Here is a 15,494-nt window from a genome sequence, read left to right as displayed (position 1 = left end):
AAACGCGTCGGATGCTCGACGAGCAAAGGGGTTCAGGGGAATTTCCACAAATATAGAAATGCCGTGACCGGCGCTTTCGGTGCCGAATCTGTCAGTGGCAGCCTGGCGCGTACATGAATTTCCGCTATTCCCGCCGCGCCCATACAGGGCACGATCGCGGCCCATTTCTCTGTGAAAGAAACACCGTGACAACTACGAAAATTGCCCAACAGGCACAACGATCCGCAAGCGCACCATGGACCCTGATAGTCGTCGCACTCGCGACGTTCATGCTGATGCTGGACCTGACCGTGGTCAATGTCGCTCTTCCGGACATTCGGGCCGACTTCGACGCCAGTTTCACTGCCCTACAGTGGATCCTGGACGGCTACGCGCTGGGCCTGGCCGCCGTTCTGCTGGCGGCAGGCGCGTTGGCTGACCGACTCGGTCGAAAATTGGTCTTCGTCATCGGACTCGTCGTGTTCGTGGTGTCTTCGCTGGCCTGCGGCCTCGCACCGAACGACACCGTCCTGATCGTCGCCCGCCTCGTGCAGGGCCTCGGTGGTGCCATCTTGTTCGCAGTCGGACCTGCTCTGATCGGTCACGAATTTCGCGGCAAGGACCGCGGCATGGCTTTCGGTGTCTTCGGGGCTGTGGCCGGGCTTGCCATCGCGTTCGGCCCGTTGATCGGCGGCGCGCTGACCGAAAGCTTCGGTTGGCGTTGGATTTTCCTGATCAACGTGCCGCTGACCATCGTCACCCTGGCGATCGGCTACTTCACGGTGCGCGAATCCCGCAGCGCCACCGCGGCACCGGTCGACTGGATCGGCATGGTCACCTTCTCCTTCGGCCTGTTCTTCCTCGTCCTCGGCTTCCTGCGTGGCCACGACGACGGCTGGACCAGCGCCGCGATTCTCGGCTACTTCACCGTCGCGGTGGTGCTGCTGGCCGCGTTCACCTGGTCCCAGATCTCGCGCCCCGACCGGGCCATGTTCGACCTGAGCCTGTTTGCCAATCGCACCTTCAACGGACTTTCGGTCGTGACCGCACTGTGCGCGGTTTCGGTGATGCCCGCGCTGTTCCTGCTCATCGCCTATATGCAAAATATGCAGGGATACGGCGCATTTGCGACCGGTGTACGGTTCCTGCCCCTGACGTTGCTTCTGTTCGTTGCCGCGGCGGTCGCCGGCAGACTGGTCGCCACCATCGCACCCGCCGTCATGGTCGGTGCTTCCCAGTTGCTGATCGCTGCCGGGTTGTTCGCGGTCCTGCTCGTGGACGCGGATTCGTCGTGGACCGCACTGATTCCGGCGATGATTCTCATCGGACTCGGCATGGGCGTATTCAACCCGCCACGAGCGGCTTTCTCGATCGCGGTGACCACCCCGGAGAAGGCAGGCATGGCCTCAGGGGTCAACGAAACCTTCCAGCAGGCCGGTCTCGCCATCGGCATCGCCGCGGTCGGCGTGTTCTTCCAGAGTCGAGTCGAGGGCAACTTCGCCGAGTCCGATATCGCGAAGAGCGCACTGGGCGGTCAGGCGTCCCAGATCGCCGACGTCGTCTCGGCCGGCGGGCCGAGCACTGCGGCCGCTCTGGTCCCGGCGCCGATCGCCGAACCAGTCCGTGCTGCCGCTGAAGCGGCCTTCGTCAACGGCATGCACGACGCGATGCTGCTGACCGCAGCGCTGGCGACGCTGTCCGGCCTCATCGCCTTGTTCACTCTGCGTACCCGCGACCTGGACGAAGCAGCTCTCGCGACACCCGGTGTCCCCGGTGGCAACGTCGAACCCGTGTCGGTCGCCTAGTCATGCGCGCATCGTTTCGCGTATTGCAACCCCTGCGCGATAATCCAAATCCGGCCATCTACTCTGGGGCCATGAGTGAGCTGGGATTCTCCACCAGGGCCGTGCATGCCGGATATGAACCCGATCCTCAGACCGGTGCGGTCAACGTGCCCATCTACGCGAGTTCGACCTTCGCTCAGGACGGCGTGGGCGGGATGCGTGGCGGGTATGAGTACGCGCGCACCGGCAACCCGACTCGCACGGCACTGGAAGCCAACCTCGCCGCCCTGGAATCGGGCAGCTTCGGGCGTGCGTTCGCCTCGGGCATGGCGGCCACCGACTGTGCGTTGCGCGCGATGCTGCGCCCCGGCGACCACATCGTGATTCCCGACGACGCGTACGGCGGCACCTTCCGGCTCATCGACAAGGTGTTCAGCCAGTGGGGCATCGAGCACTCGCCCGCCCACATCGCCGACCTGGACGCGGTGCGCGCGGCCATTCGCCCCAACACCAAGCTGGTGTGGATCGAAACCCCGACCAACCCGTTGCTGAGCATCGGCGACATCCCGGCGCTGGCCGATATCGCGCACGCCGCGGACGCGAAGTTGGTCGTGGACAACACTTTTGCCACCCCCTACCTGCAGCAGCCGCTGTCGCTGGGCGCCGACGTGGTGCTGCACTCGACCACCAAGTACCTGGGCGGGCACTCCGATGTGGTCGGTGGCGCGCTGATCACCAACGACGCCGATCTCGACAAGGATTTCGCGTTCCTGCAGAACGGCGCGGGCGCGGTCCCCGGCCCGTTCGACGCGTTCCTGACCATGCGCGGCATCAAGACCCTGGCCGTGCGCATGGAGAAGCACTGCGACAATGCCGAGGTCATCGCGGAATTCCTGTCCAACCACCCGGCCATCTCGCAGGTCATCTACCCGGGCCTGCCCACGCATCCCGGGTACGAGATCGCGCAGAAGCAGATGCGGCGCAGCGGCGGCATGATCTCGGTGCGCCTGGCCGGTGGACGCGAAGCGGCACTGAAGTTCTGCTCGCGCACGGAGATCTTCACATTGGCCGAATCGCTGGGCGGCGTCGAATCGCTGATCGAGCACCCCGGCGCGATGACCCACGCCAGCACCGAGGGCTCGGCGCTGGAAGTGCCCGCCGACCTGGTGCGCCTGTCGGTCGGCATCGAGGACATCAGCGATCTGCTCGCTGACGTCGAGCAGGCACTGAGCTGAGCAGGGCTCGAGCTGAGTAAGGACGCACACATGACGAAGCGGCCGCATCCGGGATCCGGATGCGGCCGCTTGCGTTCGGGTTCAGTTCGTGTGGGTTCGAAGACGAACTCAGCTGTGGTACGGCTCCGCGCTGACCAGCGTGACCTTCATGGTGTTGCCGTTGGGGAGCGTGTACTCGCGGGTCTCGCCCACCTTGGCGTCGATCAGCGCGCCGCCCAGCGGGGAGTTGGGCGAGTAGGCCTCGAGGCCGGTGGCGCCAAGGCCCTCTTCGCGGGTGGCGATCAGGAAGGTCTCGGTATCGCCTTCGTCACCGTCGTAGTAGACCGTGACGACCGAACCCGGAAGTGCCACACCGGATTTGGTGGGGGCGACGCCGACCTTGGCGTTGTTCAGCAGTTCCTGCAGCTGGCGGATACGCGCCTCTTGCTGACCCTGCTCTTCGCGCGCGGCGTGGTAGCCACCGTTCTCCTTGAGGTCGCCTTCTTCGCGACGCTCGTTGATCTCGGCGGCAATGACCGGACGATTGGCAATGAGCGAGTCGAGCTCGCCCTTGAGCCTGTCGTGCGACTCCTGGGTAAGCCAGGTCACATTCTCGGTCATCTCGATCACTCCCTAGTAGTTGTTCCCGGCGAACCGGGATTCCCTGAAACCGGCGCGATGCCCCCTGTGCGAGGACATGCACCAGCCCGACGGCTGGAGCGATCCTGGGGGTGAACCCGTAACCCGCCAACAGCACCGCTGGCCGCCAATGCAGCAAACACGGCTCCGAACCCCGGAACCGTGTATCAGACCATTTTAGCATGTCTCACAAATATGCAGGTCAGGCTAGCCGGGTAGGCGTAAGTAGCCCGGAACGTGGTCGCTGCAGCCATAGATGTCGCCCGCCGAAGCGCGCGCAGATGACCTGACCATAGTGCTCACCTGCACGCTGGTCGAATCCGATCCGGGCACCAGCACTTCGCGTCGTCCGACCTCGGCGCCGTCGCGATCCATGGCCCGCACGAAGCAGACCACGGCCTGCTGTGGGTGGTCGCGCGTGACCTTGATGCGCATCTCGAGGGTGCTGTCGTCGACGACCACGTAACCCAGCTGTTCGGTTTCCACCGCCTTCGGGCCGTATTTCTGGAAACCCAGGTAGGCAACAACGGACCCGGCCACGAGCACGCCGACACCGAGCAAAACCACCAGCCACAGGCGACGCGCAGGAGGTTTTGTGCCGTAGCGATCGGCGTGTCGCGCGGCTGCGGCGGCCGAGGTCGCGGCGGAGTCCGGTGCGGGCTCGGTCATCGGTTCGCGCTCCCGGGGGTGGTCGGAACAAACAGGGGGTCGGATGGAACTATAGGGAACGACATCTGACACCCGGCAGCGAGAGCGACGGTGAACGAGAAGTGAGTGGCCTTCGCCTCATGGCAGTGCACGCCCACCCCGACGACGAATCGAGCAAGGGCGCCGCGACGATGGCGCGCTATGCCGATGAGGGCGCCGAAGTACTGGTGGTGACCCTGACCGGCGGGGAACGCGGCAGCATCCTCAACCCGGCCATGGACACCCCCGGTGTCCTGGACCGCATTCTGGACGTCCGACGCGAGGAGATGGCCGCCGCGGCCGCCGCGCTCGGGGTGAAGCAGCACTGGCTGGGCTTCATCGACTCTGGCCTGCCCGAAGGCGACCCGCTGCCGCCGCTGCCCGAAGGTTGCTTCGCGCTGGTGCCGCTCGAGGAATCCACCGAGGCGCTGGTTCGCGTGATCCGCGAGTTCAAGCCGCAGGTCATGACGACCTACGACGAGAACGGCGGCTACCCGCACCCCGACCACATCCGCTGCCACGAGGTGTCCATGGCCGCCTTCGAAGCCGCGGGCGATCCCGAGGCGTTCCCCGACGCGGGCCCGCCGTGGACGGTGTCGAAGATCTACTACGACCACGGTTTCTCGGTGAAGCGGCTGGCCGCGTTCGCCGCGGAGTACGAGGCCAACGGCGAACCGTTCCCGCTGCAGGAGTGGCTGGACCGGATGCGCGAGTTCGGCCGCGAGGACATGTGGGGCCGGATCACCACCCAGATCGAATGCTCGAAATACTTCCCCCAGCGTGACGACGCCCTGCGCGCGCACGCCACCCAGATCGACCCCAACGGCGCGTTCTTCGCGATCCCGTTGGAAATGCAACAGCGGCTGTGGCCGACCGAGGAGTTCGAATTGGCCAAGACACGCGTGTCCACCGCTATCCCGGAGACGGACCTGTTCGCCGGCATCGAGGACACTGACCGGTGATGTTGATCTACCTCGCGCAGCAACCCACCGGCCCCGAATTCGGCAAGGCCTCCCCGCTCGGCCTGCTGGTCATCCTGATCCTGCTGGCAGGCACGGCCCTGCTGGTCCGCTCGATGAACAAGCACCTCAAGGGCCTGCCCGAATCCTTCGAACCCGAACACCCCGAACCGGACCAGAAGGCCGACGACGGCACCGAACCCGGCGTGATCACTCCAGCACCTCACGATGCTTCCCCCAACGGGGGATAACCACATCGTGCATCCGATCGCTCCAGCGATTACGGCGACGCAGGTAAGGTCCGGAGCGTCCGCAATCGAAAGGTGTTGTCGTGGAGGTCGATCCGTCCAGTCTGCGGGATGCCGCAGTCGAACTGAAGAAAGAGTCCAACAAGGTAGGTGAATGGACCGCGCTCGGGGGCGCGGGGGTCGCCCCTCGGCTGATCGGGCTCGCATCGGCGGCCCTTTTTATCGACGCGGATGCTGCGAGTACCCAGGCGAAGACTGTCCTCAAATCGAGAATTGGACAACTGGGCAATCTGTTGGAAGTATCAGCGGCCGCTTATGTTGACACGGACGCCGATGCGGCTGCTCGATTGTCCAAGTTTGCTGACATGAATTCGGTTGACGGGCCGAAGGCGAGCTATCGATGAGCCCTACTGTTATCCCCACTCGCGATCAGGTCTTGTCATGGGACATCTCGACATTGAAATCGTTCTCGGAGAACGCGGGAAAGATCGGCAATTCGATTCTCCAGTCGTCGAACTACGTCTTCAAGATAATTCATGATGACCTCCAGTGGTCTGGAGCCGCCAGGAATTCGGCCGACGATCGCGCGGAGCATGAGCAGCGTGACATGCGCGAGGTTGCGAGTGCCTATTACAACCTCGAAGATGCGACCTTGAAGTTGTATCAAGCAATTGAATATTCTGTCGAGCAGATCAAGCAAGTAGTTAAACTGCGAGAGGTCGAGCCCGTCGTCATAGGAAATGACCAGGGCTGGACTGTCTACAACATGGAAGACGAGAGTGAAGCGCAGCAGTTGAGCGGCAGTTTGGTTGGATTTGCAACCACTATTGCAGATTCAGATGAGCTGTGGAAGGTAAAAATTCGCGAAGCTATCGATGACATTTTTCGCATGGCTCCGATTTCGAACGGCTCCGTCGTAGGGCCGCAGTCGCTGTCGCCGGAGCGTCAGGCGGCTGTCGACTACGCGAACGAGTGGGCGATGGGCCGGAACCCCGACTACCCTGACTTCGGCGATTCCGACTGCACCAATTTTGTTTCACAGGCACTTCGTGCGGGTGGATTCGATGACGAAGGTGATGGCGGTGCGCCGCGGATGCACCGAGCCGACGATGGGCGCTGGTATTACGACGATGACACGCTGGTTTCGGATCAGTCTCATACGTGGAGTGGCGCTCCGAATATGTATGAATACTTGACTCGCGACGACCCGAAGTCTGGCACGCCGAACGGGAATGACGTTCAAACCGGAACAATCCCATCGACTACTGCAGCTGTGGATCCACTTGCTCTTAGTAATGCGGGCTTGAAGCCGGGCGACATCGTCCAGTATGAGCTGAGCGATGGGGCGAACTCCAGCGCTGGCACTATTAACCACACCGCTATCTATGTTGGGCAGAAGCCCGTTACATTGCCGAATGGGCAGACTGTCATGGCCGATGTGGTCGACTACCACTCGAAAGATAGTAAGCAAGTACCTTGGTCGCTGCAGCAGGGCGGTGAAAGTTCATTTCCCGTGAAATATCATATGATCAAAGTGAACTACCCGGGGGAGCAGTGATTCCGTTGAAGGGGAACAGATCGAGAGTCGTGTTGATCTCGCTCGGGATCGCTGTTCTCGGTTTTGTGCTACTGGTGTTCGTCGTCGATGCATCGATCACTTACGGATCGTGGACCTGGATGCTGACACCACCCCCGATGATCGATGAAGTCATGTACACCCGTGTGGATTCCGCGCCAGAGGGTAGTGCGGAGTACCGACGATTGACCGAGTTGTATGGCGGCCCGGTGTCGGCGGACAGGATGTGGCCCCTGCCGTTCGCTGTGGAGCACTCTGCCAGGGGTTGTGTGAAGAGTCCATGGTTGCTCTACGTCCACGACCACACCGGGACGGTTCATCTCTATCGACTGAACTCTGGTTGTGCTTGACCGCTCCGAAGTCGAGCTAGCGGGCTGCGGCTAGGTCGGCGACGAGTTCGCCGACCAGGTCGCGGGCGGCGGTGGCGTGTTCGGCCACCGATCGTGGCGCGCCGCTGTTGCTGAGTTCGATCATGGTGTTCATCAGGCCGAACAGGGCGATGAGTTGACGCAGCGCCGCACGGCGCTCGGAGGCGGTCATTGCTGCGGTGGTCATCGTCATGTTCACACTGATGGAATCGCCGCAGGTGGTGCGATCGTTTCGCCCGAGATTGAATCGTTGCCTCGGCGAACTACCAGTCGATCAGGTCGAGTTCGTGTAGGCGCTTGAAGACCATCATCGAGCCGGGGGCGACGTGCTCCATGGCCGCGTACTCGCTGACGGTGAAGTAGCGGAATTCGGCGATTTCGCCGGTGGCGTGGGGTTCTCCGGTGAGTTCGGCCCGGAAACAGGTCATGTGCAGGCCGGTGTTCCTGCGGTGTCCGAAGGCCTCCGCTTCGAAGATGCCGAACTCGGCGACTCCCTCCAGGCCCACGCCCAGTTCTTCCTCGATCTCGCGATGCAACGCTTGTAAAGGGGTCTCGCCGGGGTCGATCTTGCCGCCCGCCATATAGAAGACATCCTTGCCTTCGGGGCGCGTCTGAATCAGCCTGCGGTCGCGGACATGGGCGAGGGCGGCGGTGCGGATCATGGGTCCACTGTATGGACCGAACGGCTCCGGTTCATGTCGAACCGCGTTGGTGTCTGGGTCAGCTCACGGTGCCGGCGTGATGACGGTGGTGTCGGGGCCGGTCAGGGCGCGGGAGGTGTCTTTGAGGTCGACACCGGAGCGGCCCAGTGCGCGCGCGCCCGCGACCAGGCCCGCCACCACGCGGGCGGCGTCGGTGTAGGTGAGGCCGTCGGGTGGGTGGATGTTGGAGATGCAGTTGCGTTCGGCGTCGGTGCGGCCGGGACGGGGCAGGTGGGTGAGGTAGATGCCGAGGCTGTCGGCGACCGAGAGGCCGGGGCGTTCGCCGATGATGACCAGCACGGTGCGCACGTTCATGGCTTCGGCGATGTGGTCGCCCAGTGCGACCCTGGCTTGGGTGGCGATGACGGGTGGGGCGAGGGTGTAGGTGTCGCCGAGTTGTGTTGCGAGAGCGGCTAATAGGCCGGGGGCGTGTTCGGTCAGCGCCAGGGGGGATAGGCCGTCGGCGAGGACGAAGCCGATGTCGGCACCGGTGTCGGGGACCGCGGTGAGGTCGTCGGGGAGTCTGCCGAGGTCGGGGCGGCGGAGGTATTCGGCGCGGTCGGCGGCCCGGCTGGCGACGGCGACCGGGGTGCCGAGGCCGAGTGCGGCGATCTGGTCGGTGAAGGTCGCGACGTCCAGGGGTAGGTGTACGGCGTCGCGGGCTGCGGCGTGGGCGGCGCGCAGTGCGAGGACGTCGGTCGTGGGTAGTGCGTCGCCGGTGCGGCCGAGGCCGATTCGGGCTTGCGTGCTACCACGAAGGTCGCGCCAGAAGTCTTCGGCGACACGCGATTCCGTCTCCTGCTCGACGGTGATCGGGAGGTCCGGCAGCGTCACAGGTGGTTCCGCTTCTGTGTGGATGGGCTCGTTGGGGTGGCTCGGGGCGCTCATCGGGTAGCCGTCAGGGCACGTAGCGGTGACGACAGTGGTTCCACTTGTCGCACACGACCATTCGCGTCGAGCATGCCAAGTCCCGACAGCCACGCCTCGAATTCCGGTGCGGGGCGCAGGTTCAGGACCTGGCGGGCATACAGGGCATCGTGAAACGACAGGCTCTGGTAACCCAGCATCACATCGTCAGCACCGGGCACCGTGATGACGAACGCGCATCCGGCCGCGCCCAACAGCGTGAGCAGGGTATCCATGTCGTCCTGATCAGCCTCGGCATGGTTGGTGTAGCAAACATCCACGCCCATCGGCAGCCCGAGCAACTTCCCGCAGAAGTGGTCTTCGAGCCCGGCTCGGATGATCTGTTTTCCGTCATAGAGATATTCGGGCCCGATGAAGCCCACGACCGTATTCACCAGCAGCGGTTGAAGATCCCGCGCCACGGCGTAGGCGCGCGCTTCGAGTGTCTGCTGGTCTACCGGCCGATCACCAACGCCCAGATGGGCATTCGCGCTCAGCGCCGATCCCTGCCCGGTTTCGAGGTACATCACGTTGTCGCCGACGGTCCCGCGTCCGAGCGAGCGCCCGGCTTCGTTCCCTTCGCGCAACAGCGAAATATTCACGCCGAAGCCAGTATTCGCGCCTTCGGTGCCCGCGACCGACTGGAACACCAGATCCACCGGGGCACCCGCTTCGATCAACCCGATGGTCGTGGTGACGTGGGACAGCACGCACGACTGGGTGGGAATGTCGAAGCGCAAGCGCACCTCGTCGAGCAGGTGTAGCAGGTCCGAGGTGGCCTGCGGTGAGTCGGTGGCCGGGTTGATCCCGATCACCGCGTCGCCGCAGCCGAGCAACAGTCCGTCCAGGGTGGCAGCGGCGATGCCGCGCGGGTCATCGGTCGGATGATTGGGTTGCAGCCGGGTGCTCAGCCGACCCGGTAACCCGATGGTGGTGCGGAATGCCGCCGTCACCTCGGTCGCCTTGGCCACCGCGATCAGATCCTGATTGCGCATGATCTTGCTGACCGCGGCCACCATTTCCGGCGTCAGCCCCGGCGACACCGACGCCAGAGTCACAGCAGAATCTTCGGTCGCGGCGACCGCGAGCAGCCAGTCGCGCAAACCTCCGACGGTCAGATGCGAGATCGGCGCGAACGCCACCCGATCATGACTGTCGATGATCAGCCGGGTGACCTCGTCGGTTTCGTAGGGGATGAGCACGTCGTCGAGAAACGTGGTCAGCGGCACCTCGGCCAACGCCCACTGTGCCGCAGCACGTTCGGCATCGGTCTCCGCCGCACAACCGGCCAGCTCGTCGCCGCTGCGCAGCGGAGTGGCTTTCGCCATCAGCTCGATCAGACCGTCGAACGTGTGGGTCGTGACGCCGATTGTGCTGCGGTACAAGGTCATCGGGTCCCCTTCGCAAGGATTTCTCGGCCGGCCGAAACCCGGCAGCGATCGTGCCGCCGCCGGGCCTCGACGACTACTCCAGTTCGGATTCCGCCTTGGCGATCGCCGCGAACTCCTCGTCCGGCGACTTGGCGACCAGGTGTTTGCGACTGTAGAGCCCGAAGTAGGCCATGAAGGCCACGAACACACCCAGCGTCCACAGCGCGGCGGTCGGGTCGACCAGGAAGGTCGCCGCCACCGAGGCCGCCGCGATGACCAGCGCGAACCCGGTGGTGATGATGCCGCCGGGCGTGCGGTACGGGCGCGGCATGTTCGGTTCACGCTTGCGAAGCACGATGTGCGACACCATCATCAGCACGTAGCTCACCGCCGCGCCGAACACGGCCATGTTCAGCAGCATCGCGCCCTTGCCGGTGAGCGAGAGGGCGAAGCCGATGACGCCGGGCACGATCAGCGCCAGCACGGGCGCCTTGCGGGAGTTGGTGATCGACAGGACGGTGGGCAGGTAGCCGGCGCGCGAGAGGGCGAAGGTCTGGCGGGAGTAGGCGTAGATGATGGAGAAGAAGCTGGCGACCAGACCGGCCAGGCCGATGTAGTTGACCACCTTGGCCATCGAGCTGTCACCCAGCGCTTCTACCAGCGGGTTTCCCGAGGAAGACGCGGCCTGGGCGCCGAGCGCGCCGGTCACCAGGAACAGCACGACCGCGCCGGTGACACACAGCACCAGCATCGCCACGATGATGCCCTTGGGCACGTTCTTCTCCGGCTCACTGGCTTCCTCCGCGGCCAGCGGCACGCCTTCCACGGCCAGGAAGAACCAGATCGCGAACGGGATCGCGGCCCAGATGCCCAGGTAACCGAACGGCAGGAACGACGACGACCCGGTGGCCGCGGGGTCGGCCGCGATATTGGTCAGGTTGGCCGCGTCGAACTTGCCCACGGCCGCGAACGCGAAGATCACCAGGCCCACCAGCGCGATCGCGGTGATCACGAACATCGCCTTGAGCGCCTCACCCGCACCGGCCAGATGGATGCCGATGAACAGCGCGTACACCGCCAGATACACCCACCAGCCGTCGGTGATTCCGAACAGGTTCAGCGATTCCACGTAGGCGCCGATGAACGTGGCGATCGCGGCGGGCGCGATCGCGTATTCGATGAGAATGGCTGTGCCGGTGGCGAATCCGCCCCACGGGCCCAGCGCGCGTCGGGCGAAGGTGTAGCCGCCACCTGCCGCGGGCAGTGCCGAGGACATCTCGGCCATGCCCAGCACCATGGCCAGATACATCGCCGCGATCACGACCGTGGCGATCAGCAGGCCACCGAAACCGCCTTCGGCGAGACCGAAGTTCCAGCCGGAGAAGTCGCCGGAGATCACGTAGCTCACGCCGAGGCCGGCCAGCAGCACCCACCCGGCTGTGCCCTTGCGCAGGGTGCGTTTGGCGAGGTAGTCGTCGACTGGTGCGCCCTCGCCGGTGGCGGGGGTGCGTTTGGCGAGGTAGTCGTCGACTGGTGCGCCCTCGCCGGTGGCGGGACTGGCTTCTGTACTCACGTGGTGCTCCTCATCAACAAACAAATGCGCGTTCGGCCGCAACGGTGATGGTCGAAGGTTGAAGAATGGTTGACGACTGTTACGGCCGTGGATCGGCCAGGTCAGCGGTGCGTATCCAGCACCGCTGACCTGCCGAAATGATCTGATTACGCGTGTTTCAGATCACCTAGTGCACGGTGTTGCCGGTGGGCAGCGGCGCCGGGTCCAGCGCCGCGGTTTCCTCGTCGGTGAACAGGCGTGAACGGATCAGGAACCGCACGCCCTCGGGGGCTTCCAGGGAGAATCCGCCGCCGCGGCCGGGCACCACGTCGACGGTGAGATGGGTGTGTTTCCAGTATTCGAACTGGTCCGCACTCATCCAGAACGGCGTCTCGCCGGGTAGGTAGCCCAGCAGCACGTCGGAGCCACCCACCCGGAATTCGCCGCGCGGGTAGCACATCGGCGAGCTGCCGTCGCAGCAGCCGCCGGACTGGTGGAACATGACCGGGCCGTGTTGCCCGGTCAAGTCCCGCAGCAGCGCCGCCGCCTTGTCCGTCAGGGCTACTCGCTCGACCATCAGCGCCGCACCATCAGAAGAAGCCGAGCTTGTTCGGCGAGTAGCTGACCAGAATGTTCTTGGTCTGCTGGTAGTGATCCAGCATCATCTTGTGGTTCTCGCGGCCGATGCCGGACTTCTTGTACCCGCCGAACGCCGCGTGCGCGGGGTAGGCGTGGTAGCAGTTGGTCCACACCCGACCGGCTTTGATGCCGCGGCCGAGGCGGTAGGCGGCGTTCATATCGCGCGTCCACACGCCCGCGCCGAGGCCGTAGAGGGTGTCGTTGGCGATCTCGAGTGCTTCCTCGGGGGAGTCGAAGGTGGTCACCGCGACGACCGGGCCGAAGATCTCCTCCTGGAACACGCGCATGTCGTTGGTGCCCTTGAAGATCGTCGGCTCGATGTAGAAACCGTCGGACAGCCCGTCGACGCTGCGGACCGCGCCGCCGGTGAGCACCTCGGCGCCTTCCTTCTTGCCGATGTCGATGTAGGACAGGATCTTCTCGAACTGGTCGTTGCTGGCCTGCGCGCCGATCATGGTCGCCTCGTCGAGCGGGTTGCCGCTGATGATGGCCTTGGTGCGTTCGACGCAGCGGGCCATGAACTCGTCGTAGATCGACGACGCGATCAGCGCGCGCGACGGACACGTGCACACCTCGCCCTGGTTCAGGGCGAACATGACGAACCCCTCGATCGCCTTGTCCAGGTAGTCGTCGTCGGCGGCCATCACGTCGGCCAGGAAGATGTTGGGGCTCTTGCCACCCAGTTCGAGGGTGACCGGGATGATGTTCTCGCTGGCGTACTGCATGATCAGCCGGCCGGTGGTGGTCTCGCCGGTGAACGCGACCTTGGCCACGCGCGGGCTCGAGGCCAGCGGCTTACCCGCTTCGACACCGAAGCCGTTGACCACGTTGAGAACTCCCGGCGGCAGCAGGTCCGCGACCAACTCCACGACCTTCATGATCGAAGCCGGTGTCTGCTCAGCGGGCTTGAGCACCACCGCGTTTCCCGCGGCCAACGCCGGTGCGAGTTTCCAGGTGGCCATCAGGATCGGGAAGTTCCACGGAATGATCTGTGCGACAACGCCGAGCGGCTCATGGAAGTGGTAGGCGATGGTGTCCTGGTCGACTTCGCTGATGCCGCCCTCCTGTGCGCGCAGCACGCCCGCGAAGTAGCGGAAGTGGTCCACGGCCAGGGGCAGGTCGGCGGCGAGGGTTTCGCGAACCGGCTTGCCGTTGTCCCAGGTCTCGGCGACGGCGAGGGCCTCGAGACTGCCTTCGATCCGGTCGGCGATCTTGTTCAGGATGTTGGCGCGCTCGGTCGGGGAGGTCTCACCCCAGGCCGGTGCGGCGCGGTGGGCGGCATCCAGGGCCAGTTCCACATCGGCGGCGGTCGAGCGGGCGATCTCGCAGAACGGCTGCCCGTCCACCGGGGAGGTGTTCTCGAAATACCGGCCTTCCACCGGCGGCACCCACTTGCCGTCGATGAAGTTGTCGTACCTCGGGGCGTAGCTGACGATGCTGCCTTCGGTGCCCGGCTTGGCGTAGATCATGGGTGGTGGCTCCTCGCTGATTCCGGTGAATCGTGACGCCCATCACTATCCGCCTCGGAGGTTGATAAAGGGTTGAACCCTGACCGATCAGACTGAATCGGTTATGTCCGCAGCGCGCTGTGCAAGCGGGCAGCGGCGACTGCGCGGCGTGCGTCGCGGGTGGGGAGTAGGGCGAGGGCGTGTTCGTGGACGGCGAAGTCGTCGGGGGCGGACTCGCCGTATGCCAGTGCGTGATTCGCGTCCGGGCTGTTCAGGACCGCGTTGCGCATGGCGACTTCGAGGTAGTCACGCCATTCGCTGATGCCCGGTGTATCCGAATCCGGTAGCAGCGGACCGTGATACAGCCGCACGGCGGCGTCGAGATCGCCGGATTCCAACGCGTGCAGTACTTCTACGGCGTCGCAAGCCAGGGGAGTAGTGAATCTGTATATGCGACTGGTGATTTCACCACCCGTTGCGCGCCGCAGGTAGGACATCTCCGACTTGAGCGTGCTCGCCCCGACCGCCCGATCCCCATAGACCGCGTAGTGCAGCCGCTCATGGTTGTACCCGTCCTCATCGAGCGCGAGCAACGTCAGGATCTCGAGCTGCCGCGGCCGCAACCGGATCTGCCGACCGTCCCGCATCAACCGCCCCGTCCCCAGACAGGTCAACCGCATCCCGGCGGGCGCGGGCACCGCCGCGTGCAATTTCGCTTCGATCGCGCTGGTCATCGTGCGCACCGTCGCCATGGCCAGCGGATGCGACCGCTTCCACGTCGTCGACAGGTCGAGCACCCCGAGCAACGTCCCATCGGCAGCCCGAATCGGCGCGCAGTAACACACCCACCCATGCAGCGCCGCGACCAAATGCTCGGCGGAGAACACCGTATGCGGCTGATCGGTCCGCAACGCCAACGACAACGCGTTGGTCCCCATATGCGCCTCGTCCCACCGCCCACCCGGCGCGAAATTCACCTGCTCGGCCCGCCGCTGCATCACCGGCCCGCCATAGGTCCACAGAATCGTCCCCGAAGCATCGGTCACCGCCGCGACATACCCCGCGTCATCGGCGACACTGTGCAACTGCTCTTTCAACTCCGTCACCGGCCCCCGCAACGGCGACTCCGCCCACCTAGGCCCGATATCGGTCTCACTGACCGGCGCATGATCGCGCCCCGGATCCACGGTCTTCAACGACCGCAACCAAGACTGCGCCACCTCACTGCGCACCCCCGAACTCCCGATGCCAGAACCCCCACCCGGCACCCACAGCGCCCATTCCCGCTCCAACGCAGCCCGCTGCGCCGAAAGCGTGAGCTGCACCATCCCAGGACTTCCTATTCGAAGTTTTGCGACAAAGTCTGCCCCTCCATCATGCCCCAGCAGCCCCTGCTGAGCAGCAGTTTCCCCAGTCGCGGATGT

General features: G+C 64.6%; 16 protein-coding genes. 6 read left to right on the top strand and 10 right to left on the bottom strand.

The annotated features are described in order from the left end of the window. The first annotated feature begins 185 nt into the window (after positions 1–185). Together ACFWU5_RS19560 and ACFWU5_RS19555 are read left to right on the top strand one after the other, a co-directional pair. Positions 186–1,784: an MFS transporter gene (locus tag ACFWU5_RS19560; RefSeq protein WP_379239920.1), complete on the top strand. Its 1,599-nt coding sequence runs from the start codon at positions 186–188 to the stop codon at positions 1,782–1,784. A 71-nt stretch (positions 1,785–1,855) separates the two neighbouring features. Next, positions 1,856–2,998 carry a cystathionine gamma-synthase gene (locus tag ACFWU5_RS19555; protein ID WP_379239921.1) on the top strand — a complete coding sequence of 381 codons (1,143 nt, stop codon included), beginning with the start codon at positions 1,856–1,858 and terminating at the stop codon, positions 2,996–2,998. A 108-nt stretch (positions 2,999–3,106) separates the two neighbouring features. Here the strand turns inward: ACFWU5_RS19555 and greA are convergent, their stop codons facing one another. Beyond that, a complete protein-coding gene (greA, locus tag ACFWU5_RS19550) occupies positions 3,107–3,598 on the bottom strand; it encodes a transcription elongation factor GreA (protein ID WP_056813695.1) in 492 nt (163 codons plus the stop codon). A 225-nt stretch (positions 3,599–3,823) separates the two neighbouring features. Continuing rightward, a complete protein-coding gene (locus ACFWU5_RS19545) occupies positions 3,824–4,285 on the bottom strand; it encodes a DUF4307 domain-containing protein (RefSeq protein ID WP_379239922.1) in 462 nt (153 codons plus the stop codon). 119 nt (positions 4,286–4,404) lie between these two features. On the opposite strand from ACFWU5_RS19545, the gene mca reads away from it, so the two are divergent. The 4 genes from mca to ACFWU5_RS19525 all read left to right on the top strand — a co-directional run bounded on the left by mca (position 4,405) and on the right by ACFWU5_RS19525 (position 7,068). After that, the gene (gene mca / locus ACFWU5_RS19540) at positions 4,405–5,265 is read left to right on the top strand and encodes a mycothiol conjugate amidase Mca (RefSeq protein WP_379239923.1); all 861 of its coding nucleotides are present in this window, start codon (positions 4,405–4,407) and stop codon (positions 5,263–5,265) included. After that, positions 5,265–5,513 carry a hypothetical protein gene (locus ACFWU5_RS19535; protein WP_379240933.1) on the top strand — a complete coding sequence of 83 codons (249 nt, stop codon included), beginning with the start codon at positions 5,265–5,267 and terminating at the stop codon, positions 5,511–5,513. The genes mca and ACFWU5_RS19535 overlap by 1 nt, the downstream gene beginning before the upstream one ends. Before the next feature lie 80 nt (positions 5,514–5,593). Beyond that, positions 5,594–5,914, top strand: coding sequence for a hypothetical protein (locus ACFWU5_RS19530; protein ID WP_379239924.1), 321 nt, complete (start codon positions 5,594–5,596; stop codon positions 5,912–5,914). After that, positions 5,911–7,068 carry an amidase domain-containing protein gene (locus ACFWU5_RS19525; RefSeq protein ID WP_379239925.1) on the top strand — a complete coding sequence of 386 codons (1,158 nt, stop codon included), beginning with the start codon at positions 5,911–5,913 and terminating at the stop codon, positions 7,066–7,068. Before ACFWU5_RS19530 ends, ACFWU5_RS19525 begins: the two co-directional genes overlap by 4 nt. A 384-nt stretch (positions 7,069–7,452) precedes the next feature. Here the strand turns inward: ACFWU5_RS19525 and ACFWU5_RS19520 are convergent, their stop codons facing one another. From ACFWU5_RS19520 to ACFWU5_RS19485, 8 genes are all read right to left on the bottom strand, one after another. Further along, complete coding sequence (locus ACFWU5_RS19520; RefSeq protein WP_379239927.1) at positions 7,453–7,641, bottom strand: hypothetical protein; 189 nt, start codon at positions 7,639–7,641, stop codon at positions 7,453–7,455. A 76-nt stretch (positions 7,642–7,717) separates the two neighbouring features. Continuing rightward, positions 7,718–8,116: an NUDIX domain-containing protein gene (locus tag ACFWU5_RS19515; protein ID WP_379239928.1), complete on the bottom strand. Its 399-nt coding sequence runs from the start codon at positions 8,114–8,116 to the stop codon at positions 7,718–7,720. Positions 8,117–8,179: 63 nt separating this feature from the next. Beyond that, positions 8,180–8,983, bottom strand: a complete 804-nt coding sequence (eutC, locus tag ACFWU5_RS19510) for an ethanolamine ammonia-lyase subunit EutC (RefSeq protein WP_379240934.1) — start codon at positions 8,981–8,983, stop codon at positions 8,180–8,182. A 56-nt stretch (positions 8,984–9,039) separates the two neighbouring features. Continuing rightward, a complete protein-coding gene (locus ACFWU5_RS19505) occupies positions 9,040–10,452 on the bottom strand; it encodes an ethanolamine ammonia-lyase subunit EutB (protein ID WP_379239929.1) in 1,413 nt (470 codons plus the stop codon). 73 nt (positions 10,453–10,525) lie between these two features. Continuing rightward, a complete protein-coding gene (eat, locus tag ACFWU5_RS19500; RefSeq protein ID WP_379239930.1) occupies positions 10,526–12,004 on the bottom strand; it encodes an ethanolamine permease in 1,479 nt (492 codons plus the stop codon). A gap of 166 nt (positions 12,005–12,170) precedes the next feature. Next, the gene (locus tag ACFWU5_RS19495) at positions 12,171–12,560 is read right to left on the bottom strand and encodes a DUF779 domain-containing protein (RefSeq protein ID WP_379239931.1); all 390 of its coding nucleotides are present in this window, start codon (positions 12,558–12,560) and stop codon (positions 12,171–12,173) included. A gap of 13 nt (positions 12,561–12,573) precedes the next feature. Then, entirely contained in the window at positions 12,574–14,091 is a 1,518-nt protein-coding gene (gene adh, locus ACFWU5_RS19490) for an aldehyde dehydrogenase (protein WP_379239932.1), read from the bottom strand. A gap of 101 nt (positions 14,092–14,192) precedes the next feature. Beyond that, a complete protein-coding gene (locus ACFWU5_RS19485; protein WP_379239933.1) occupies positions 14,193–15,398 on the bottom strand; it encodes a transcriptional regulator in 1,206 nt (401 codons plus the stop codon). Between the last annotated feature and the right edge of the window lie 96 nt (positions 15,399–15,494).

Origin of the sequence: Nocardia sp. NPDC058640 (assembly GCF_042716995.1) — a bacterium.
Classification (GTDB): Bacteria; Actinomycetota; Actinomycetes; order Mycobacteriales; family Mycobacteriaceae; genus Nocardia.
This window is presented reverse-complemented; position numbering and strand designations above follow the sequence as displayed.

Coding starts and splice junctions, on each gene's coding strand:
- ACFWU5_RS19495 (WP_379239931.1), bottom strand. CDS start 12,560: ATGGTCGAGCGAGTAGCCCTGACGGACAAGGCGGCGGCGCTGCTGCGG.
- adh (WP_379239932.1), bottom strand. CDS start 14,091: ATGATCTACGCCAAGCCGGGCACCGAAGGCAGCATCGTCAGCTACGCC.
- ACFWU5_RS19555 (WP_379239921.1), top strand. CDS start 1,856: ATGAGTGAGCTGGGATTCTCCACCAGGGCCGTGCATGCCGGATATGAA.
- ACFWU5_RS19525 (WP_379239925.1), top strand. CDS start 5,911: ATGAGCCCTACTGTTATCCCCACTCGCGATCAGGTCTTGTCATGGGAC.
- ACFWU5_RS19505 (WP_379239929.1), bottom strand. CDS start 10,452: ATGACCTTGTACCGCAGCACAATCGGCGTCACGACCCACACGTTCGAC.
- ACFWU5_RS19515 (WP_379239928.1), bottom strand. CDS start 8,116: ATGATCCGCACCGCCGCCCTCGCCCATGTCCGCGACCGCAGGCTGATT.
- ACFWU5_RS19520 (WP_379239927.1), bottom strand. CDS start 7,641: ATGACCACCGCAGCAATGACCGCCTCCGAGCGCCGTGCGGCGCTGCGT.
- greA (WP_056813695.1), bottom strand. CDS start 3,598: ATGACCGAGAATGTGACCTGGCTTACCCAGGAGTCGCACGACAGGCTC.
- ACFWU5_RS19545 (WP_379239922.1), bottom strand. CDS start 4,285: ATGACCGAGCCCGCACCGGACTCCGCCGCGACCTCGGCCGCCGCAGCC.
- ACFWU5_RS19485 (WP_379239933.1), bottom strand. CDS start 15,398: ATGGTGCAGCTCACGCTTTCGGCGCAGCGGGCTGCGTTGGAGCGGGAA.
- mca (WP_379239923.1), top strand. CDS start 4,405: ATGGCAGTGCACGCCCACCCCGACGACGAATCGAGCAAGGGCGCCGCG.
- ACFWU5_RS19535 (WP_379240933.1), top strand. CDS start 5,265: ATGTTGATCTACCTCGCGCAGCAACCCACCGGCCCCGAATTCGGCAAG.